The sequence below is a fragment of the Mycobacterium sp. 155 genome (assembly GCF_000373905.1).
Classification (GTDB): Bacteria; Actinomycetota; Actinomycetes; order Mycobacteriales; family Mycobacteriaceae; genus Mycobacterium.
Window position 1 is genome coordinate 115,935 of record NZ_KB892705.1, and the last position, 20,346, is coordinate 136,280.

General features: G+C 66.1%; 22 protein-coding genes and 1 pseudogene. 7 read left to right on the top strand and 16 right to left on the bottom strand.

The annotated features are described in order from the left end of the window. Positions 1–11: 11 nt before the first annotated feature. The 7 genes from B133_RS22190 to B133_RS0100540 all read right to left on the bottom strand — a co-directional run bounded on the left by B133_RS22190 (position 12) and on the right by B133_RS0100540 (position 5,464). Positions 12–890, bottom strand: coding sequence for a metal ABC transporter permease (locus B133_RS22190; RefSeq protein ID WP_018598749.1), 879 nt, complete (start codon positions 888–890; stop codon positions 12–14). Continuing rightward, the gene (locus B133_RS0100515; protein ID WP_018598750.1) at positions 887–1,609 is read right to left on the bottom strand and encodes a metal ABC transporter ATP-binding protein; all 723 of its coding nucleotides are present in this window, start codon (positions 1,607–1,609) and stop codon (positions 887–889) included. Before B133_RS0100515 ends, B133_RS22190 begins: the two co-directional genes overlap by 4 nt. Beyond that, positions 1,609–2,622 (bottom strand): WD40 repeat domain-containing protein, encoded by a 1,014-nt coding sequence (locus B133_RS0100520; protein WP_026255803.1) that lies wholly within the window; start codon positions 2,620–2,622, stop codon positions 1,609–1,611. Before B133_RS0100520 ends, B133_RS0100515 begins: the two co-directional genes overlap by 1 nt. Further along, entirely contained in the window at positions 2,619–3,608 is a 990-nt protein-coding gene (locus tag B133_RS0100525) for a GTP-binding protein (RefSeq protein WP_018598752.1), read from the bottom strand. Before B133_RS0100525 ends, B133_RS0100520 begins: the two co-directional genes overlap by 4 nt. Then, complete coding sequence (locus B133_RS22195; RefSeq protein ID WP_198290963.1) at positions 3,601–3,891, bottom strand: hypothetical protein; 291 nt, start codon at positions 3,889–3,891, stop codon at positions 3,601–3,603. The genes B133_RS0100525 and B133_RS22195 overlap by 8 nt, the downstream gene beginning before the upstream one ends. Then, positions 3,876–4,823 (bottom strand): metal ABC transporter solute-binding protein, Zn/Mn family, encoded by a 948-nt coding sequence (locus B133_RS23230; protein ID WP_157625762.1) that lies wholly within the window; start codon positions 4,821–4,823, stop codon positions 3,876–3,878. Before B133_RS23230 ends, B133_RS22195 begins: the two co-directional genes overlap by 16 nt. A gap of 155 nt (positions 4,824–4,978) precedes the next feature. Continuing rightward, positions 4,979–5,464 (bottom strand): MarR family winged helix-turn-helix transcriptional regulator, encoded by a 486-nt coding sequence (locus B133_RS0100540; protein ID WP_018598755.1) that lies wholly within the window; start codon positions 5,462–5,464, stop codon positions 4,979–4,981. A 146-nt stretch (positions 5,465–5,610) separates the two neighbouring features. On the opposite strand from B133_RS0100540, the gene B133_RS0100545 reads away from it, so the two are divergent. The 3 genes from B133_RS0100545 to B133_RS0100555 all read left to right on the top strand — a co-directional run bounded on the left by B133_RS0100545 (position 5,611) and on the right by B133_RS0100555 (position 8,617). Continuing rightward, positions 5,611–6,051 carry a Fur family transcriptional regulator gene (locus B133_RS0100545; protein WP_018598756.1) on the top strand — a complete coding sequence of 147 codons (441 nt, stop codon included), beginning with the start codon at positions 5,611–5,613 and terminating at the stop codon, positions 6,049–6,051. After that, the gene (locus B133_RS0100550) at positions 6,048–7,508 is read left to right on the top strand and encodes a catalase (protein ID WP_018598757.1); all 1,461 of its coding nucleotides are present in this window, start codon (positions 6,048–6,050) and stop codon (positions 7,506–7,508) included. Before B133_RS0100545 ends, B133_RS0100550 begins: the two co-directional genes overlap by 4 nt. A gap of 107 nt (positions 7,509–7,615) precedes the next feature. Continuing rightward, the gene (locus B133_RS0100555; RefSeq protein WP_018598758.1) at positions 7,616–8,617 is read left to right on the top strand and encodes a GNAT family N-acetyltransferase; all 1,002 of its coding nucleotides are present in this window, start codon (positions 7,616–7,618) and stop codon (positions 8,615–8,617) included. Between the two features lie 54 nt (positions 8,618–8,671). Here B133_RS0100555 and B133_RS0100560 read toward each other — a convergent pair whose 3' ends face one another. Both B133_RS0100560 and B133_RS0100565 read right to left on the bottom strand, forming a co-directional pair. Continuing rightward, positions 8,672–9,385: an LpqN/LpqT family lipoprotein gene (locus B133_RS0100560; protein WP_026255804.1), complete on the bottom strand. Its 714-nt coding sequence runs from the start codon at positions 9,383–9,385 to the stop codon at positions 8,672–8,674. Between the two features lie 225 nt (positions 9,386–9,610). Beyond that, a complete protein-coding gene (locus B133_RS0100565) occupies positions 9,611–9,862 on the bottom strand; it encodes a hypothetical protein (RefSeq protein WP_018598760.1) in 252 nt (83 codons plus the stop codon). A 138-nt stretch (positions 9,863–10,000) separates the two neighbouring features. Between B133_RS0100565 and B133_RS0100570 the strand changes: the two genes are divergently transcribed. Next, entirely contained in the window at positions 10,001–10,666 is a 666-nt protein-coding gene (locus tag B133_RS0100570) for a DUF5642 family protein (protein WP_018598761.1), read from the top strand. Positions 10,667–10,694: 28 nt separating this feature from the next. Continuing rightward, on the top strand, positions 10,695–11,369 hold the full coding sequence (locus tag B133_RS0100575; protein WP_026255806.1) for a DUF5642 family protein: 675 nt from the start codon (positions 10,695–10,697) through the stop codon (positions 11,367–11,369). A gap of 8 nt (positions 11,370–11,377) precedes the next feature. On the opposite strand, the gene B133_RS0100580 is transcribed toward B133_RS0100575, so the two are convergent. Both B133_RS0100580 and soxR read right to left on the bottom strand, forming a co-directional pair. Then, positions 11,378–11,974, bottom strand: a complete 597-nt coding sequence (locus tag B133_RS0100580) for an alpha-ketoglutarate-dependent dioxygenase AlkB (protein ID WP_018598763.1) — start codon at positions 11,972–11,974, stop codon at positions 11,378–11,380. Positions 11,975–12,007: 33 nt separating this feature from the next. Next, the gene (gene soxR, locus B133_RS0100585) at positions 12,008–12,439 is read right to left on the bottom strand and encodes a redox-sensitive transcriptional activator SoxR (protein ID WP_018598764.1); all 432 of its coding nucleotides are present in this window, start codon (positions 12,437–12,439) and stop codon (positions 12,008–12,010) included. 24 nt (positions 12,440–12,463) lie between these two features. Here soxR and arcA point away from each other — a divergent pair, with 24 nt between their 5' ends. Further along, on the top strand, positions 12,464–13,693 hold the full coding sequence (arcA, locus tag B133_RS0100590; protein ID WP_198291021.1) for an arginine deiminase: 1,230 nt from the start codon (positions 12,464–12,466) through the stop codon (positions 13,691–13,693). A 47-nt stretch (positions 13,694–13,740) separates the two neighbouring features. Here arcA and B133_RS22205 read toward each other — a convergent pair. Then, a pseudogene (locus tag B133_RS22205) lies at positions 13,741–14,435 on the bottom strand (type IV toxin-antitoxin system AbiEi family antitoxin). A 117-nt stretch (positions 14,436–14,552) separates the two neighbouring features. After that, on the bottom strand, positions 14,553–16,103 hold the full coding sequence (locus B133_RS0100600) for a dolichyl-phosphate-mannose--protein mannosyltransferase (protein WP_018598766.1): 1,551 nt from the start codon (positions 16,101–16,103) through the stop codon (positions 14,553–14,555). 24 nt (positions 16,104–16,127) lie between these two features. On the opposite strand from B133_RS0100600, the gene rsmI reads away from it, so the two are divergent. Next, the gene (gene rsmI, locus B133_RS0100605) at positions 16,128–16,964 is read left to right on the top strand and encodes a 16S rRNA (cytidine(1402)-2'-O)-methyltransferase (protein ID WP_018598767.1); all 837 of its coding nucleotides are present in this window, start codon (positions 16,128–16,130) and stop codon (positions 16,962–16,964) included. On the opposite strand, the gene B133_RS0100610 is transcribed toward rsmI, so the two are convergent. Genes B133_RS0100610 through B133_RS0100620 form a run of 3 tightly spaced genes read right to left on the bottom strand, consistent with a single transcriptional unit; the run spans position 16,934 to position 20,324 of the window. After that, a complete protein-coding gene (locus B133_RS0100610; RefSeq protein WP_018598768.1) occupies positions 16,934–18,181 on the bottom strand; it encodes an aminodeoxychorismate synthase component I in 1,248 nt (415 codons plus the stop codon). The genes rsmI and B133_RS0100610 overlap by 31 nt on opposite strands. Positions 18,182–18,201: 20 nt before the next feature. Continuing rightward, positions 18,202–19,116 (bottom strand): RNA polymerase sigma-70 factor, encoded by a 915-nt coding sequence (locus tag B133_RS0100615; RefSeq protein ID WP_018598769.1) that lies wholly within the window; start codon positions 19,114–19,116, stop codon positions 18,202–18,204. After that, on the bottom strand, positions 19,113–20,324 hold the full coding sequence (locus tag B133_RS0100620) for an NAD(P)/FAD-dependent oxidoreductase (RefSeq protein ID WP_018598770.1): 1,212 nt from the start codon (positions 20,322–20,324) through the stop codon (positions 19,113–19,115). Before B133_RS0100620 ends, B133_RS0100615 begins: the two co-directional genes overlap by 4 nt. Between the last annotated feature and the right edge of the window lie 22 nt (positions 20,325–20,346).

Genomic DNA, 20,346 nt, shown 5'->3' on the forward strand with positions numbered 1-20,346 from the left:
TAGACACCGTCCTACCCCTGCTGCGCGACCTCGCCATCGTGGCTGTTTCCCCGCAGCACTGTGCGGTGTAGGGCACGCACGGGGCGCACCCACAGTGCCGCGATCACGACCAGACCGACGGCGGTGATCGCCACGGTCGGGCCGGCGGGCAGTCCGGCGTGATAGCTGACGAGCAGCCCGACGGTGCCGGCGCAGACCCCTGAACCGATCGCGATGAGCAGCATGGTGTCCAGTGACCGGGCGAGCAACCGTGCGGTGACCGCGGGTGCGATGACGAGTGTCACCGCCATCAACACCCCGACCGTTACCATTCCGGCGACCACGGTCAGCGACAGGATAACCAGCAGTGTGGAGTCGACCAATCCGACGCGGATGCCCACGGTCCGCGCATGCACGGCGTCAAATGTGGTGGCCAGCAGCACCGGTCGCAGTGCGGTGACCGCGAGTACGACAATCAGTGCCAGTGCGGCATCGATGACCACGTCCGTGCGGGTGACGGTGAGCGGGTTGCCGAACAGGATGTGGGCGAGTGCCCGGGGATCACTTTGCAGCGATACTCCGATCACGCCGAGTGCAAAGAGTCCTTGCCCGACAACGCCGATTGCCCCGTCCTCGGGTATATGTGCCCGCACGACCAGTACCGAGACGATCAATGCCATCGCCACGGCGGCGACCAGTCCACCCAGCAGGAGGCTGCCGCCGATGATCGACGCAGCGGCCACACCTGCCAGGATGCCGTGACTCATCGCATCGGTCAGGTACACCAGCCGGCGTGACAGCGCCCATATTCCGCACATCGGTGCCGCGATGCACACCGCGAGGGTGGCTATCGTTGCACGCACCATGAAGTCGTAGCTGAACGGGTCGGCAAGCCACGACCACCAGTTCACGCGGTCGCCCGGCGGGTGAAGATGTGGTCGACACCTTCAGTGCTGAGCACCTCCGCGGTGACACCGCCGGCGAGCACGGTTCCCTGTGCCAGGGCCACCGTCTTGGTGAACGACGTTCGCGCGACATCAATCTCGTGCAGCGCGCACACGAGCGCCCCGCCAGCGCGGGTGAATGCTCCGAGTAGTTCCATTACTGCCTCGGCGGTGGTGAGGTCCAGCCCGGTCAGCGGCTCGTCCAAGATCATGATGTCGGGCTGTTGCACCAGTGCCCGGGCCAGCAGCACCCGTTGCGCCTGGCCGCCGGACAGCTCGGTGACGGGCCGCTTCGCGAGGTTCGACAGGTCGACGGCCGCCAGTGCCGCGGCGACGGCGTCACGGTCGCGCCGACCGGGGCGTTGCCACCACCATCGGTGGGGACGTCCCGCCGCCACGACATCGCCGATGGTGAACGGCAGATCCCATCGGGCGTGTGATCGTTGTGGTACGTAAGCGATTTCGATGGTCGTTCGCCGGTGGTGGCAAGCTTCGGCGTGCAGGATGACTTCACCGCCCGCCGATGGCTCCAGGCCGGCCAGGGCCCGCAGCAGCGAGGACTTGCCGCTGCCGTTGTGGCCCACAACGGCGAGGGATTCGCCGGGGGCGACGGTCAGGTCGGTAGGCTTCAGCGCTTGTCGCTCACCGTACGTAACGGTGAGAGCCCGAGTCTCGATCAGCGGCATCACGATCGAGTTGGGGCGGGTATGTGGGCGACGACGGTGGCGTCGGACCAGCCGGCGAGCAACCGGCCGGTAGCGTCCCAGCAGATCGCTGTGGCCGGGGCCTGTTCACTGAGAGCGTCCAGTGCCGCCAGCGGGCAACCCGGCAGACCGCGGCGAGGTTCCCATATCGCCACTTGACCGTCGCCTGCGGCGGCCGCGAGCAAGTCGCCGCGAGGAGACCACGCCAGGGCGGTGACGGTGTCGTGGTGTGCCCGCAGAATCCGCGGTGTGCGGCCTCGCGGGCCGGGGCCAGTGAAGTCCCAGACGGTCACATCCGTTCCACCGCCCGAGGCAAGCAACGAGGAGTCGGGCGAAAATTCGAGGGTGCTGATTTTCGTTGGGTAGCCCGACATTTCGAGTTCGTCGTTGCTCCGGCCGATCCGCCATACGTGTAGCGTCGCGTCCTGGTTTCCGCTGGCTGCCCACCGCCGATCCGGGCTGATGGCCAGGGCCAGAAGCGATCCGGTGAACGGCAGAACGTCCGATGGCCCGGCCGAGGACGTGTGATACACGTGCACCCCGCCGTATGCGGCGGTCGCGACGCGCCGGTTGATCCAGGAGACGGCGGTCACCGTGCTGTCGCGTTCGGCGCTGAACAGCTCGTTGCCGTTGGCGTCGAAGATCACCACGCGGCGCCCCACCCCGGCGGACAGGCGGGATCCGTCGAAGCTCCACGCGACCGATGCGCACCAGCCGCGCCGCTGGCTGCCGATGACCGTGCCGTCGGCGTCGAGGATATCGACACCGTGGATCGATCCGACCGCGATCCGGTCCCCGGCGGGTGACCACTCCACCGCCAAACAGCCCAGCGAGAGATCTCGTCGGCGTTCGACAATGCCTTGTGCCGAGAGCAGCACGACAGACCCTTCGGCGCCTGCAACGGCGACTCGGCCGTCGGGTGCCGCCGACAGGGCCACGACCGCGTCATCGACGTTGATCCGCCACGAATACGCCGGCAGGACTGTCGCGTTCATCGCGCCGGCACCAGGCACTGCCGGAAACTGGACTCAAGTTCGGCACGGTCCAGGTTGCGACCGATGAACACCAACCGGTTGCTGCGAGGTTCTTCGTCATGCCAGCGCCGGCCTACATCGCCGTTGAAAAGCATGTGTACGCCTTGGAAGACATACTGCCGCGGCTCCTCGTCCAGAGCGAGAATCCCCTTGCTGCGGAATATGTCCACCCCTTTTGTCGCCAAGAGTTCACCCAGCCATGCGTTGAGCTTGTCGATATCGACCTCACCGTCGATGTGGATACCGACCGACGTCACGGTTACGTCGTGTTGGTGGTCGGCCTGTTCCAGGAAAGCGGGGTCGTCGGTAAGCACTCGCTGTAGGTCGAAGGCACCCACGTCAAGGATGCGGTTGAGGTCCACCTTGGCATCCTGGGCCCGCACGATCTCGGCGCCGCGGTTAATGCCGCGCAACCGGTTCTCGACGGTGGCGAGATGCTCCGCGGAGACCAGGTCGACCTTGTTGAGGATCATCCGGTCGGCGAAAGCCACCTGCTCGACCGCCTCATTCTCGACACCCTGAGGCTTGTCCTCGTCGAGATGGTCGAGTACGTGGGCGGCGTCGACCACGGTGACGATCGCATCCAACCGCAACTGGCTGCGCATCTCGTCGTCGACGAAGAACGTCTGGGCGACCGGCGCCGGATCGGCCAATCCGGTGGTCTCGATGAGGATGTGGTCGAAGCGGTCCCGGCGGTGCATCAACGCGCCGAGGATCCGGATGAGGTCACCACGCACCGTGCAGCAGATGCAGCCGTTGTTCATCTCAAAGATTTCTTCTTCGGCGTCGAGAACGAGCGCGTCGTCGATGCCGACCTCGCCGAATTCGTTCTCGATCACCGCGATCCGTTTGCCGTGCTGCTCGGTGAGGATTCGATTGAGCAAAGTGGTCTTGCCCGCGCCGAGGAACCCGGTGATCACCGTTACCGGCACGCGGTCGTCAGTCATGGTCGTCTCCGTGGGGGTGGTTGAGGAGCTCGGCGCGCAACTCCGCAGCCGAGATGTCGATGGTCGGTTTGGGGAACTTCCAGGTCCGCCGCGGCGGACCGAGTACGGCGACGACAGTCTCCACCGGTGGACAGCCCGGCTCGGCGCACGCCAGCTGCTGTACCAGCACGGGCGCCGCGGCCTCGAGCTGTGCGACCGCGCGCACGACGTCCTTCAGCCGAGTGATGTGCTCTGAGCTTGGTGGGAAAGCCGCTGCGCCACCGAGGTTTATGAGCCCGCGCATTGCAGGCCCTTCTCCAGACGATCCAGGTTTGCCCGCATCACGGTGACGTAATCCTGATCGGGGCCCAGTGAGCCCCGAGGGTCGAACTCCAATGCCGAGAGCAGGCTGACCTGCGCCCCGATCTCGTCCGCAACCGTCTGAGACAGGTTCTTGGGCAACGCGTCCTCGAAGAACACCGTCGTGACGTGGCGTTGCCGGGCCACTTCGGCGATCGAACGCAGCGTCTGCGGGTCGGGTTCGTCCTCGGGAGTCACTCCGGCGATCGGCACCTGCTCAAGCCCGTATTCGTGGGCCAAATACCCGAAGGCGGCATGGCTGGTGACCAGCACCGGTGTGGCACACCCCGTGAGTCCATGGCGGTAGTCGGTGTCGAGGCCACGCAAGGCCTGTTGTACCTGCGGCAATGCCGTCTCGATGCGACCGTGTAATTGCGGGGCGCCGGAGATGATCGCGGCCGCCGCCGCGTCGGCCATCGCGATCATCTCGGCCGGAGACAACCACACGTGCGGATCCTTATTGCCGGCCAAGGCTTCCTTGCCGATATTGTCGGCGGTCAGCAGCTCGACACCGGGCGCGGTGAGCAGGTCCAGCGTGGTGACATCCGGGCTGAGCTGTGCGACCGCCCGCTGGACGTCGGGCTGGAAATCGGCGCCCAGGTACAGCACGACATCAGCTCTGCCAAGAGCCTTCTGCCCGTTCGCATCGACGGCGAGATCGTGTGGCTCGGTGCCCTCCGGAGTGAGCGAGACAACCTCGGCGTCACCACCGGTGAGTGCCGTCGCCAGCCACTGAATCGGATAGAAGTTCGTCACGATAACCGGCTTGACCTGCTGCGCCGAGTGTCCGCCGTCGGTGTCGCCGTCAGACGAACATCCAACCGCGGAACACAACATCGCAGTCGTGAGTATCGCGACGATACCCCGTGTCACCATGAACACCCCTTCTTGAAAATGATTTTCAATAAGGTAACACAGCGGTGTGTTCAAAGCGATGCGCTTGGACGCGCATGCCAAGGGCTAGCGACAACCGAATTCAGGGTCTGCCCGATGTATTCAGAGAGAGCCTGTGATCTAGGGAAACCGTCGATTTACCACGGCATCGGGTTGTAGAGATCACGGGCGTAGTCGTCGCCGAAATGGTCGTGCAGTTTGCGCAGCACTGCCGCGCATGCGGCTCGTTCGTCGGCGTCGATGCTGTCGAGCACGCGGGTCAGCTCCCGACGGCGCCGGGTGCTGACCCGCCTGACCAGCTTGCGGCCCTGAGTGGTGAGCTCGAGTGTGACGATGCTGCGGTTGGTCGGATCGGTGCCGCGGACCAGGTGCCCGGAGCTGTGGAGCCGGTCGGCCAGGCGGGTGACCGACGAGCCGGCGACTCCGAGCGCCCGTGCGCAGTCCGACGATGTGGATCGGCCGATCTCGGAGAGTGTCAGCAGCAGTCGGAACTGCGGTAGGGAAACCTCGAGTTGCTCGACGCTGCGCAGTGCCACACCTACCAGGTCCCGCGTGGCGACCTCGAATGCGACGAGCTCGTCGACCGGTGTCTTCGTTGACGCAACCTCATTCGCCGTGGCCATGACAGAAAGTATCCCACGCCCGCGGCAGTTGGAGGCCGTCCGACTTCCGCGGACCAAATGATTTGCATAGCACAAGACTTGCATTATGCAAGAAAACGGCGGAGTCTGGGAGACAACAGATCCCACGGATGGGAGGGAGGCGCGGTATGACGCTTTGGCGGGACGAGTTGCGGGCGGCTGGGTTGCGGGTGACCGAGGCGCGGCTCGCGGTGCTCGCCGAGGTGGGTGAGTCGCCACACGCCGCCGTCGACGAGATCATCGCCGGCGCGCGTGACCGCATCGGATCGCTGTCGGTACAGGCCGGATACAACGTGGTGTATGCGCTGACGAAGGCGGGTCTGCTGCGCCGGATCGAACCGGCCGGCTCGCCCGCGCGCTACGAAATTGAGACCAACGACAACCACCACCACGTGGTGTGCCGTCAGTGCGGCGCGATCGTAGACATCGAATGCGCTGTTGCGAGCGCGCCGTGCCTGCGCATCGACGCCGAGATCGGCTTCGTGATCGACGAGGCCGAAGTGACTTTTTGGGGCACGTGTCCCGAATGCCAAGTCGGTAACAGCACCACTGATCGGAGATTCGCATGACCGCAACAGAATCCACGGGCTCGACCACCGGCACCGGTGCTCCGGCCGCGAGTGATCGCAACTCACTGACCGTCGGATCCAACGGCCCGATTGTGCTGCACGATGTGCACTTCCTGGAGCAGATGGCGCATTTCAACCGGGAACGTGTGCCTGAGCGCAGCCCGCACGCCAAGGGTTCGGGCGCTTTCGGCGTCCTCGAGGTCACCGAGGATGTCTCGCAGTACACCAAGGCCGCCCTGTTCCAGAAGGGTGCCAACACCGACCTGCTGGTCCGCTTCTCTACCGTCGCCGGCGAGCAAGGCAGTCCGGACACGTGGCGCGACGTCCGTGGCTACGCGATGAAGTTCTACACGTCCGAAGGTAACTACGACATTGTCGGCAACAACACCCCGGTGTTCTTCCTGCGCGACCCGATCAAGTTCCCACACTTCATCCGCAGCCAGAAACGTCTGCCGGATTCAGGGTTGCGCTCGGCCCAGATGCAGTGGGACTTCTGGACGTTGAACCCCGAATCCGCCCACCAGGTCACCTATCTCATGGGCCGCCGCGGGCTGCCCAGGACGTGGCGGCATATGAACGGCTACGGCTCACACACCTATATGTGGGTCAACGCGGCAGGCGAGAAATTCTGGGTCAAGTATCACTTCCACACCCATCAGGGCGAAGAGTTCCTCACCAACGCCGAGGCCGCGGCCTTGTCGGGTGCAGATGCCGACTTCCACCGCCGGGATCTGTTCGACGCCATCGCCCGGGGTGACTACCCGAGTTGGCGGGTCTCGGTACAGGTGATGCCCTACGCCGAAGCGGCCGACTACCGGTTCAATCCGTTCGATCTGACCAAGGTGTGGCCGCACGCCGACTACCCGTTGATCCCGCTGGGCATCTACACGCTCAACCGCAACCCGGAGAACTTCTTCGCCCAGATCGAACAGGCCGCATTCTCGCCGGGTAACACCGTGCCCGGTACCGGACTGTCGCCGGACAAGATGCTGCTCGGCCGGGCCTTCGCTTATGCAGACGCCCAGCGGAACCGGATCGGTACCAACTTCCACCAGCTACCGGTGAACCAGCCACGTGCAGGCGTGCCAGTCAACACCTATCTATTCGACGGTCAGATGACCTACCACCACTGCGGTGCGGCAGCGGTATATGCGCCGAACAGCATCGGGCGCCCCTGGTCGGACGATACCGGCCCGGCCGAGGACGGCTGGGAGGCTGACGGCGAGCTGTTGCGCGCGGCATACGCACTGCATGCGGAGGATGACGACTTCGGCCAGGCCGGCACCTTGGTGCGGCAGGTCTGGGACGACGCACAGCGGGATGCGGCCGTGAGTCAGGTGGCCGGCGCGCTGGGGGCGGTCACCGGTGAGGTGCTCGACCGAGCGCTGCAGTACTGGCGCAACATTGACAGCGAGCTGGGTGCGCGCATCGAGAAGGCTGTGCGCCAAGGGGACTGATCTCATCGGCTCGTGGCGCGTGAGCCTCCTTCAGTTTTTGCCGCGTCCGCCCTCGGGGTGTGGGCATCCCGTCGTAGCCTGGTGCCATCTTCGGAACCGGAGGGGACGTGGCCGAACTGACCCGAGTCCGCGCCGACGAACTGGCTGCCCTGGAGTTCTTCTCCGACTGTCGGCCAGCGGATCTGATACCGCTGGCCGCGCAGTTGCGGCCGCTGGCGGCGGTGCCCGGTGAGGTCCTGATGAGGCAGGGCGAGCGTGCCGTGTCTTTCCTGGCGATCCGCGTCGGGCACACAGATGTCGTTCACACCGGTGATGACGGGACGACGACGGTTGTCCAGATCGGTCCGGGTCTGATCGTCGGGGAAATCGCCCTGCTGCGTGACTCGCCGCGAACCGCTACGGTCCTGGCCGCCGAGCCGTTGCTCGGGTGGGTTGGGGACAGGGAAGCGTTCGCCACCCTGCTCGAACTTCCCGGCATGCTCGACAAGCTGGTGCGGATCGCGCGGCAGCGGCTGGCGGCGTTCATCACCCCGATCCCGGTGCAGGTGCGGAGTGGGGACTGGTTCTATTTACGCCCCGTCCTGCCCGGTGATGTCGAACGCACCATGAACGGGCCTGTCGAGTTCTCCGGCGAAACCCTCTACCGGCGGTTCCAATCGGTGCGCAAGCCGACCAAGGCGCTGTTGGAGTATCTGTTTGAGGTGGATTACGCCGATCACTTCGTCTGGGTGATGACCGAAGGGGCCCTCGGTCCTGTGATCGCCGACGCTCGGTTCGTGCGGGACGAACACGATTCGACGACGGCGGAGGTGGCGTTCACCGTCGGTGACGACTATCAGGGTCGTGGCATCGGCACCTTCCTGATGTACGCGCTGGTGGTGTCGGCGGAATATCTTGGTGTTCAACGCTTTACCGCTCGCGTGCTGAGTGATAACTACGCCATGCGACACATACTCGACCGGCTCGGAGCCGACTGGCATCGCGACGACCTGGGTGTGGTGAGCACCGAAGTGGTTGTGCCGACCCCGGATACGTTACCGTTCCCGTCAACGCTCATCGGGCAGATCCGTGACGCCACATGTCAGGTCATCCGGGCGGTGAGCCAGTGATGACGGCCGATTCCGGTAGCGGGACGCCGCTGAATCGGCGGCGAGCCGTCGCGATCAGGGCGTGATGGTGGTCTGCTCGTCGATCACGGCGGTGGCATCGAGCAGCGCACCCATCTGGTCTTCAAGCCCATCTGCGTTGAGCTGCAACACATACAGGCCATCCTGGCCGGGGATCACCACGGTCTTCTGGGCGACCACCCGCTTGACGCCCTCGCGCACGTAGCCGCCGCCGAACTGGAACGCTTGGAACCCGCCGAGGGTGCTGCTGGAGCCGTCGCCCAGTGCCTCGTAGCCGGGCAGGTTTTTGATCTCGTTCGGCGCGTACTCAAGGATCTTCGCGGGGTCGACGTTGCCGGTCAGCCTGGACATCAGTGCGATGACCGACGGCGGATCTGCCGCGAACTCTGGGTCGTCGGAGACGATCGCGTCCCAAGCCCATTCCGGCGTCTTGTCACCGGCCGGCGACCAACCGGGCGGAACCGGCAGATCCAGTGCCGGCGTGCCCGGATCACCGCGGTGGACCGCAGTTTGGACCAGATTGTTGTCCCGGATGTAGTCGACGATGGTGTAGTTGGGGCCAGCGGAGGCTGCTGGCGACGGTTCGCCGCTTGGGCCCTGCTTGTCCGGCGTCGTTGTCGCGGTGCTGCTTTCAGTAGACGTCGACTTGCTGGTGTCCTGCGACTTGTTGCCGGAACCGCAGCCGGCTAGCGAGATGGCGAGCGCGACAGCGGCGATGGCGATGCCGCCAGACCGCAGGGACTGCGAAATCGAGGTCATCAGGTCTCCGATCGGTTGGTCGGCACGGTTTCGGCAGGCACGCGCGGTGGTCGCCCGTTGAAATCGGATTGGAACACACAGCGGCTTGCCACGCGGCAGCATTCGACATTTGCCGGAGTGGCAGTTTCTGGGCTGCGCTTGCGTTATCAAGGATTTCTCGTTGTGAAATCAAGAAACATTCCAGTTGCGCTCCCATGGCCTGGCCTCGTATGGGCGTCAGCACCTGGCGGTGAGCAGCACCATCGGTCTCATCACGGGTAACGGTTGCACCGAATTCACCGTGCATCGCTCCAGCGGAGCGGCGCCCTGTCCGGTCACCACCACCTGGTAGCCGTCGTGCTCCAACTCGGCCATGGTGTCCTGCGCTGACCCCACACCCGATGGTGAAGCCATTGCCGGCGCTGCGAGACCGAGCGTGAACGCGGACAGCGCGCCCCCGGCGATCGTCGCATATGCCAACCCATGCACTGTCTTGCCTTCCTGAGTGTTGTCGTCGATTGAGGGTTTACATGTTCAAACCGAGGGTCCCGGAGTTTAATTCCACTGAATCCCAACAGTTGTCAAATGATTGGCGACTGAAAATCGGTTGACAGTCGTGCTAGACAGGTGGTCGTGCGGAAAGCGGCGGCCGCATTGGCCATGACGTGGGGTGTGACGGCGTGTGCTGGACCGCCTGCACCGAGCACGGTGCCCACGTCGTTAACGACCGTCGGCCCGGCCATGATGAATCCGGCGAGGATCGACCGAGTGCGCCAGAATCTGCCCACCGGCTATGAGATCGCCGCGATTGACAAGCGCGTCACACCGATGGCCCTTTGGGGATTCGGCTCACAGTGGACGGCCGATCCGCCGCAGTGCGCGGCGTTGGCAGCACCGGCGGTGGATCCGGCCACCGCACGCGGTTGGTCGGGTTCGGGTCCGGGCGGAATCGTCTATGCCGTCGTGGCGCGGACAACGGCGCAACAGGATCCGGCTCTCGGCGAACAGTGCGAAGAGTGGTCTGTCAGCGGCGGCCACAGCAACGGCACGGTGATGACCGTTGCCGCACCAGCCATCCCCGATGCCCGCACCACCGGCATGACGACCGCGATCTCGACCGTCGTCGAGGGTGGCAACGAAACCCGTTCGCACGCCGACACGTTCACCGCCGATCTGGGTGAGTTTCACTGCTTCGTCACCGTCGTCGCCGACCCGGGCTCGCCGTCCCCGCCACTCGGCGCGGACTTCGCTGCGGACCTGTTGGTGAAAACGGTGTCGGCGATGCGTGGCTGAGCCGGTAGCTCCCGGTAAGTTGGCAGCGATGCCGAACCGGAACGTGCTACCTGTCATCGCAGGCACCGTCGTCAGTGCCTGCACTTTGGTGGCCTGCAGTCACTCGGACAAGCAGGCGTATCCCAATGCCGACATCGCCAACGTGACCCAGGTGAAGACGGATTTTGGGCCCGAGTTCAAGGTGACGGACATCGCGCCCACGGGGATCGATCCGAAAATACTTGCGCCACAGAAGATCCCGCCAGGAATGGCCTTTGAGCCCGCTGACTGCTCGAAATTCGCCGAAGGGCAGACTTTTCCCCCCGGGCTCAAGGGCAATATGGCCGCCTCGGTGGCCGAGGGGGCCGGTCAGCGGTTCATCGTGCTCGCCGTGGAAACCTCCGAGCCGATCCCGGTGAACCACCCCGGTGACGAGTGTAAGCAGGTGAAGTTCGCCGGACCGGGTTCGCGCGGGCAGGTGGACGTGGTCGAGGCGCCGAAGATCGACGGCGTACCCACTCTCGGCACGCACCGGGTGGTGCAGACCTGGGTTCAGGGGCATTCCCGGACCGGCGAGCTGTACAACTACGTGGCGAGCTTCGGGCCCTACCTCGTGATCGTCACCGCCAACCCGCTGGTGCTGCCCGAGAAGCCGGTGACGCCCGTCGATACCGGAAAGGCGCGTGACCTGCTGACCGCCGCGGTCGCCGCGGTTAAGGGCTGATCCGCCGGTCAGCGCACGCCGTGCGGCCGGAACTGGATGCTGATCCGCGGACCGACCAGCCTGCTGGTCTTCGGTATCGAATGCTCCCAGGTGCGCTGGCATGAGCCACCCATGACCAGCAGGTCGCCGTGCCGGTGCTGTAACCGCAGTGCATGCCCGCCACCGCGTGGGCGCAGCGCGAAAACCCTTGTCGCACCGAGGCATACGATGGCCACCATGGTGTCCTCGGTGCGCCCGCGGCCGATGGTGTCCCCATGCCATGCCACGCTGTCGTTGCCGTCGCGGTACATGCACAGCCCGGCGGTCGTGAACGGTTCGCCGAGCTCACCGCCGTAGGTGTCGTTGAGCCGGCGCCGGATCTGCTTGAGCCGGGGATGCGGCACCGGTTCGTTGACCAGATGGTGAAAGCTGACCAGCCGAGGTACGTCGACCACCCGGTCGTACATCTCGCGCTGCTCGGCGCGCCATGGGATGGTGTCCATCAGGTCCTCGAACAGCGAATCAGCGTCGGGCAGCCAACCGGAACGCAGCTCCACCCAGGCCCCATTGCCGAGTCTGCGACGTTCCGCGTGCTCGAACAGCGAGCCTTGCAGCGCCAGCTCCATGGCCGCGAGTGTATCGCACAGACGTTCGATACGTCAGAGGCGAGAGGCTCCCGGGCCCTGCCCGGCCAACACGTCCCCGGGGTTGGTCAGCAGGCAGGTTTTCAGGCTCAGGCAGCCGCAGCCGATGCAGCCGGTCAGATTGTCCCGCAAACGTTGTAGATGCAGGATGCGGTCGTCGAGATCCTGCCGCCAGCCCGCCGAAAGTTTGGCCCAGTCCTTGCTGGTCGGTACCCGGTCGGTGGGCAGGGTGGCGAGCGCTTCGCGGATCCGGGCCAGCGGGATGCCGAGGCGCTGTGACATTCGGATGAACGCCACCCGGCGCAGTGTCTCGCGGGCGTATCGGCGCTGGTTGCCTGACGTGCGACGGCTGTTGATGAGCCCTTCGCGTTCGTAGAAGTGCAGAGCTGAGACCGCCACGCCGCTCCGGCGGGCCAGCTCGCCCGGAGTCAGCTCGTGCGTGTCCATGACACCTAAACCCTACTTGAGGTGATGCTTAGGGTTACCGTTCTCGTTGTGGCTGACGTTGTGCTGGGCTCCAACTCCGAGGTTGGCACGCTGCGGGTTGCTATTTTGCATCGCCCGGGGCCTGAACTGCAGCGACTGACGCCGCGCAACAACGATGCCCTGCTGTTCGACGGCCTGCCGTGGGTCTCCAAGGCGCAGCAGGAACATGACGCTTTCGCCGAGCTGCTGCGCTCGCGCGGCGTCGAGGTGCTGTTGCTGGCCGACCTGCTCACCGAGGCGCTTGCCAGCGGTGCGGCCCGGATGCACGGCATATCGGCTGCAGTGGACGGGCGCCGCCTGGGTCTGCCTCTGGCGCAGGAACTCTCGGTTTACCTGCGGACTCTGGGGCCCACCGCGCTGGCGCACGTGCTGATGGCAGGCATGACGTTCAACGAATTGCCGTTCAGTGGTTCGGAGATCTCGCTGGTGCGGCGAATGCACCACGGCGGCGACTTCGTCATCGACCCACTGCCGAACCTGCTGTTCACCCGCGACTCGTCGATCTGGATCGGGCCGCGCGTGGCCATTCCGTCGCTGGCCCTGCCCGCGCGGGTGCGGGAGACCTCGCTCACCGACCTGATCTACGCCCACCATCCACGATTCCTCGGGGTCCGGCGAGCCTACGAATCTCGGTCGGCCCCGGTCGAGGGTGGCGATGTGCTGCTGTTGGCCCCCGGTGTCATCGCGGTGGGAGTGGGGGAGCGTACGACGCCCGCCGGCGCGGAAGCCTTGGCGCGCAGCCTGTTCGATGACGATCTCGCCCACACGGTCCTCGCGGTGCCGATCGCCCAGGAGCGGGCCCAGATGCACCTGGACACCGTCTGCACGATGGTCGACGTCGATGCCGTGGTGATGTACCCGAACATTGTGGATTCGTTGTCTGCGTTCACCATTCACCGTGAAGACCGTGGCGTGCGGATCGACGACGCAGTGCCGTTCGTCCGCGCCGCCGCCGAGGCGATGGGCATCGACAAGCTGCGGGTGATCGACACCGGGCTGGACCCTGTCACCGCCGAACGTGAGCAGTGGGACGATGGCAACAACACCCTGGCGGTCGCGCCGGGTGTGGTGGTCGCCTACGAGCGCAATGCCCAAACCAACGCGCGGCTTGCCGATTCCGGTATCGAGGTGCTGGCGATCGCGGCCTCGGAGCTGGGCACCGGACGCGGCGGGCCGCGCTGCATGTCGTGCCCGGCCGCTCGGGACCCGCTCTAGGCTGTTTCGGCGTCGAGATTGCGCTCACGGCTGTGATCGATGCGAATTTACGACCCTCTGCGCAATCTCAACGCTTCGCGGACCCTGTGCAGAATGAATGCGCGGCTATGCTCGGCCACCACGTGGATGTCGATCCAGCCTTCACGGGCCACGAGTTCGTTGCGGCCGATGTCGTGGACATAGCGGGGGCGCTCCGTGGCGTGGTGTTTACCGTCATAGTCGACCCCGACCATCGGCTCGTCGTACCCCATGTCGATGAATGCTTCGTTGAAGCCGTCGGTCACTCGAATCTGCGTGCGTGGTCGCGGTAGGCCGTCATCGATCAAGATGAGCCGTGTTCGGGTTTCCTGGGGTGACTCGGCACCGCCGTCCATCAAATCCAGTGCGACCTCAGCCCGCCGCAATCCGCGTGCCCGTGGGTAGCGTTCGGCGAGCCGAAGAGCGTCCAGCGCCTTGACGTCAGTAGCCCGGGCGAGTGCGTCAAGATGTCTCACGGCCGTGTTCCGGTGTAGGTGACGCGCGAGATCCAGCGCGGTTCGCTGGGGCGTCGTCACTGGTAGGCCCGAGATTTCGACAATCTCGTCGGCGTCGATGCGCTCGTTGCGTACGACAATCCCCGATGGTGGGCGGCCGCCAGCGCCAGATAGACGTCGGGAAAGATCGCGGTGTAGTTCCATCGCAGGGCACTGCGAGTGAGGGCACCACGTTTGAGCATCTCGCTGCCGATGAAAACCTCTTGCATGTCGTGATGGTGGGATGCGAGACCGACAAATACTGGTGTCAACGTTGAAATTGCGCCCAGGGCTGTGGATAACTCGAAATCACGACCCTGAACGCAATTTCAAAACACGAAACCCACCTACCGCCAACTCGGCAGCACGATCTCCAGGTTCCACGTGCCCTGGGAGATCGGCAGCCCGGTGAGAATCGGGTACATCCACGCGAAGTTGGTGATGACCAGCGCAACATAGCCGCACACCACCATCAGGCCCAGCGTTCGGCGCTCGGGGTTCTGGTGTGGCTTGTACAGGATGTCGCCGAGGATCAGTGCGATGGCCAGCACCATGAACGGCGCCATCACCACGGCGTAGAAGAAGTACATCTGCCGGTCGATATCGGCGAACCAGGGCAGAAAACCCGCCGCGTAGCCGACAAGCACCACGGCGTAGCGCCAGTCGCGGCGGATGACGGCCCGCCACAACGCCCAGCCGATGACCGGCACCGCGATGAACCACATGGCCGGGGTGCCCGCGAGCATCACCGCCTTGACGCACGACTGCGCTCCGCAGCCCGGCACATCGTGGTTGTCGATCGCGTACAGCACGGGCCGTAGCGACATCGGCCAGGTCCACGGCTTGGATTCCCAGGGATGGTGGTTGCCCGCGGCATTCGTCAGCCCGGCGTGGAAGTGGTAGACCGTGTACGTGTAATGCCACAGTGAGCGGATCGCATCGGGCAACGGCAGCAGCGAATCCGGGCCGATCGACTGTCCGACCTCGTGGCGATCGACGGCGGTCTCGGAAGCGAACCACGGCCCGTACGAAGCGAAGTACACCCCGAACGGGATGAGGCCCAGCGCGTACACCGCCGGCCCCAGATCGCGTCGCAGCACGCCCTGCCACGGTTGTGGCACCTTGTACTGCCTGCGCGCGACGACGTCGAGCGCCAGCGTCATCACACCGAAGAACATCACGTAGTACAGCCCGGACCACTTCGTGGCGCAGGCCAGACCTAGCAGGACCCCTGCGCCGAACCGCCACCACCGGACTCCCAGGCGCGGGCCCCATGGCGTCTCGGCGATCCGGCCCTCGGCATAGGCGATGTACATGCGTTCCCGCACCTGATCGCGGTCGACCATGAGGGCGCCGAAGGCCGCGACCACGAACAGCACTTGGAATCCGTCCAGCAGCGCGGTGCGGGACGCGACGAAGGTGGCCCCGTCTGCGATCAGCAGCAGGCCGGCGATCCCGCCGACCAGCGTCGAACGGCTGATCCGCCGCGCAATCCGGGCCACGAGAACCACGAGGATCACCCCGCACACCGCGCCCGAGAAACGCCACCCCACGCCGTTGTAGCCGAACAGCGCCTCACCGAGGGCGATCAACTGCTTGCCGACCGGAGGGTGGACCACCAGGCCGTAGCCAGGATTGTCCTCGACCCCGTGGTTGAACAGCATCTGCCAGGCCTGCGGCGCGTAGTGCTTCTCGTCGAAGATCGGCGTGCCGGCGTCGGTCGGCGAGCCGAGGTTCAAGAACCGGCTGACCGCGGCCAGCGCGGCGATCACGGCCGTCATCGCCCAACCCTGCAGCCGGTCGACCGGCCCGAAATCGGCGGGCGGAATCAGCGGCGCCGGGCTTATGAGCGGAACCGCGTCCTGCGCCGTCGGGGTCTCGGTGGCGGTGGCGGTCACGCAAGCGATCGTAGGCTGTCGGGCGTGACACCCGGGAAACTGCTGATCGGCGCGACGCCGTTGGGCCAGCCATCGGATGCCTCCGCCCGGCTGGTTGCGGCGCTGGCAGACGCGGATATCGTGGCCGCTGAGGACACCCGCCGGATCCGCGTGCTGGCGCAGGCGCTGGGCGTCACACCCAAAGGGCGGGTGCTGAGTTTCTTCGACCAGAACGAGGCCGGCCGGGTGCCGGGCCTGGTCGAGGAGATCGCCGCAGGGGCGACGGTGCTGGTGGTCAGTGACGCCGGGATGCCGTTGATCAACGATCCGGGCTACCGGCTGGTGGCCGCGTGTATAGAAGCTGGGTGGCCCGTGTCTTGCCTGCCGGGCCCGTCGGCCGTGACGACCGCGCTGGCGGTGTCTGGGCTGGCGTCCGACCGGTTCTGCTTCGAGGGTTTCGCGCCGCGCAAGCAGGCCGCCCGCATGGCGTGGCTGCGCAGCTTGGCCGGCGAGCTGCGCACCTGCGTGTTCTTCGAATCCCCCCGCCGACTCGCCGACACCCTGCGCGATGCTGTCGAAATGCTGGGTCCGCAGCGACGCGTCGTCGTGTGCCGTGAACTCACCAAGACCCACGAGGAGATCAAGCGAGGCACACTGGCCGAGCTTGCCGAGTGGGCCGTCGACGGCGTGCTGGGGGAGATCACGGTGGTGCTCGCCGGTGCCACACCGAGCGCTGACCTACCCACCCTGATCGCCGAAGTCGAAGAGCTGGTCGACGCCGGAGCCCGGGTCAAGGATGCCTGCGCCGAGGTGATCGCGGCTCATCCGGGCGCACCGTCACGACGTGAGCTCTACGACGCCGTGCTGCGGGCCCGGGGCTGAGGTAGGGCCGGCATGACGATCGACGCAGCCTTGTGCAGGCACTCCTCCCATTCCCGGTCGGGATCGGAATCCGCGGTGATGCCGCCGCCGACGCCGAGCACAGCAGACCCGTCGGCGCCGAACTCGACGGTCCGGATCGCCACGTTGAGTTCGCAGCCCGCCACGGGAGACGCCAAACCGACTGTGCCGCAATAGACTCCGCGTCGCGTCGGCTCCCATTGCCGCAGCAGTTGACGGGCCCGGGCCTTGGGGGTGCCGGTCACCGATGCGGGCGGGAAGGTGGCCTGCAGCAATCGCGCCATCGGTACCTCGACGGGCACCTCGGCCGCGACCGTCGACACCAGATGCCAGACGCCGGGCGCGGGCTGCACCGACAGCAGTTCGGGCACAGTCACGGTGCCGATGGCGGCGACCCGGCCGAGGTCGTTGCGGACCAGATCGACGATCATGATGTTCTCGGCGACGTCTTTGACCGAGGCCAACAGATCCGCCGGATTCGCAGACCGGGGCAGCGTGCCCTTGATGGGGCTGGACGTGACATCGGTGCCACGGCGACGCAGGAACAGCTCCGGCGACAACGACGCGACCGCACCCCACGCGCCGGACAGGTAGGCCGCGCGGGAGGGCACGGTCCTGGCTGTCGCGTCGGCGAAGAAGTCCAGCGGATCCCCGTCGAGCTGTCCGGTGAAACGCGTGCACACACAGGCCTGGTACACCTCGCCCGCGGCGATTGCGTCGAGACATGCCAACACGCCGTTCCGGTGGACATCCCGGTCGGGTGGCGCCCAGTGCAGGGCATAGGGGCTCGCCTCCGGCGTCGGCAACACCGTCAACCAATCGGGAAGTACTGCGCCGGTGAGGCTTTCGTACCACCACCGGCCGTCGGAGTCCTGGCGCAGCACACAGTCCGACCAGCCGCCGGCTGCCTCGGGGATGCGTGGTGGCAGCTCGTCGGCCCCGGGATCCGGGTAGGCCAGATAGCCGAACCAGCCGCCGCCGATCTCCGGGCCGGCCGTGGTGGGATTCGGAGCCAACGGGAACGCCGAGACCGTTGGGACCGGCGCCGCCGCGAGTGACGGGGCGATCACGGCGCGGGAACCGAACCAGTCGCCGATCAGCGCCGCGGGTCCGGGCAGCCCGGCGCGGGCAGCCGCGGCGGCGACGGCCCGCAACACCACCGCGGGATCGCCCAGAGCGCCGAGCCGCTCGATCCGCATGCCACCAGCGTGGCAGAGCCTCAGCGGCTGATCGCCCGCGGGATGTCGATGCCCGTCAGCTTGTCCGGATTGCGCATGGCGTAGAAGTGCGTGATCTTGCCGTCGACGATCTCGATGGTGAACACACCCTCCAACCCGGCGTCGCTGTGAATGATGAACGCGGGTGCGTTGTTGAACACGGCTGTCTCGAACTGCAGACCCGGGATTCGCTCGGCGACCCGGAACAGGCCGGTCAGCATCGTCGCGACCTTCTGCGCTCCGACCACGGGCCGGCGGGCGGCGCTGGCCTTGCCGCCGCTGTCGGCCGTGTAGACGGCGTCCGGCGCAAGGAGCGCCAGTAGGCCGTCGACGTCGCCGGTGGCCGCGGAGTCGAGGAATTGTTGGGTGATACGGGTGGACTCGGCGATGTCGACGGGAGCGAACCGTTTACGCCGCGACTGCACGTGTTGGCGGGAGCGGTGCGCCATCTGCCGCACGGCGCTCACGGATTTGCCTACGGTCGAGGCGATTTCGTCGTAACCGAAGCCGAACACCTCGCGCAGGACGAACACCGCTCGCTCGTCGGGGCTCAGGGTCTCCAGCACCACGAGCATCGCCATCGACACCGACTCGGCCAGTACCACGTCTGCCGCACCGTCGCGGATTTCCAGCAATAGCGGCTCGGGCAGCCATGGGCCGACGTAGTCCTCGCGTCTGCGGGACTGAGCACGCAGCGCGTTGAGTGCCTGCCGGGTGACCAACTGGGCCAGATAGGCTTTGGTATCGGTCACGCTCGCCAGGTCGACCTCGGCCCAGCGCAGGTAGCTCTCCTGTAGCACGTCGTCGGATTCCGTTGCCGTGCCCAATATTTCGTAGGCGATGGTGAACAGCAACGGCCGCAGCATCGTGAACCGTTCGGCGTGCTCGGTCGAGTTCCCTGCGTTCGGTGTGTTCATGAGATGGTCCCGCTCCTCACGTCCCCACCGACCAGTGTCTCCTGGCGAGCGGCGGCGAGCTGAAGCTGCCTGTTGTCACCGCGGAACCAGAAGTACGAGCCCGGTTTCGCCGCTTCATGGCGGATCGCCCACAGCGTGGCCCGGCACACCTGCTCTTTGAGGTAGGCGCCGGTACGGCCGCCGAGGTAGACCTTCCGCGGGCTGTCGTCGGAGTGGCAGAGCTGCACGGTGCCGAGATTGCGCCCGACGCTTACGCATTGCCCGGCGAATGCCTGGTTGATCACCGCGGGCTCGGTTCCCGCGATGCGCGCCAGCACGGTGTTGGCCGCCTGGATGCCCAGCGGCCCAGCCGCCTGGCAGCTCATCCGCAGCGGGATGCCCGACGGGGAGGCGGCGTCACCTGCCGCCACGATGCGCGGATCGTCCACGCTGGTCAGGGTTTCGTCGGTGTGTAGCCTGCCGAGCTGATCGGTCGTCAGGCCGCTGGCAGCAGCCAAGCCGGGCGCCCTGAAGCCGGTGGTCCACACCGTTACCGCACTAGGTAGTCGGTTGCCGTCGGCCATGACCACCGCGTCGGTCTCGACGGCAGCGACCAGGATGTCGGGCCCGTCGATGATCGAGACCCCGAGCCGGGTCAGCCCTTTGACCACCGAACGGCGTGCGCCCTCGCCGAGGGAGGCGCCGACGACATCGGTCACCAGAGTGACGCGGCGCCCGGCCGCGGCGAACTCCGCAGCCGCTTCGATACCGGTCAGCCCGCCGCCCACGACGACCACCGGCGCGCCGAGCGCGACATCCCGGAGTCGGTTGCGCAGCCGGGTGGCCTGCTCGAATTCGCTTATCGGATAAGCGAATTCGGCAGCGCCCAGCACCGAATCCGGCACGCTCCCGGTGCTGCCGACGGCGTACAGGAGGTAGTCGTAGTCGAGCGTGTCGCCGGAGCCAAGGTGCACGCGCCGCGCCGCGGCATCGATGCGCTCGGCACCGTCGACCAGCAGCCGCACCCGGTCGCCCAGCAACGTGTCGTACGCCTCGGTGGCGTCGTCGTTGCCGGCGGCCAGTTGGTGCAGGCGAATTCGCTCGACGAACCGCGGCCGCGGGTTGACCAGCGTCACGGTGACGCCCGCGGCTCCCTGCAGCCGATTGGCGGCCAGCACTCCGGCGTAGCCACCGCCGATCACGGTGACACGAATGCTCTGCCCGGTCATGGTGTCTCCTTTCAATGGGCTT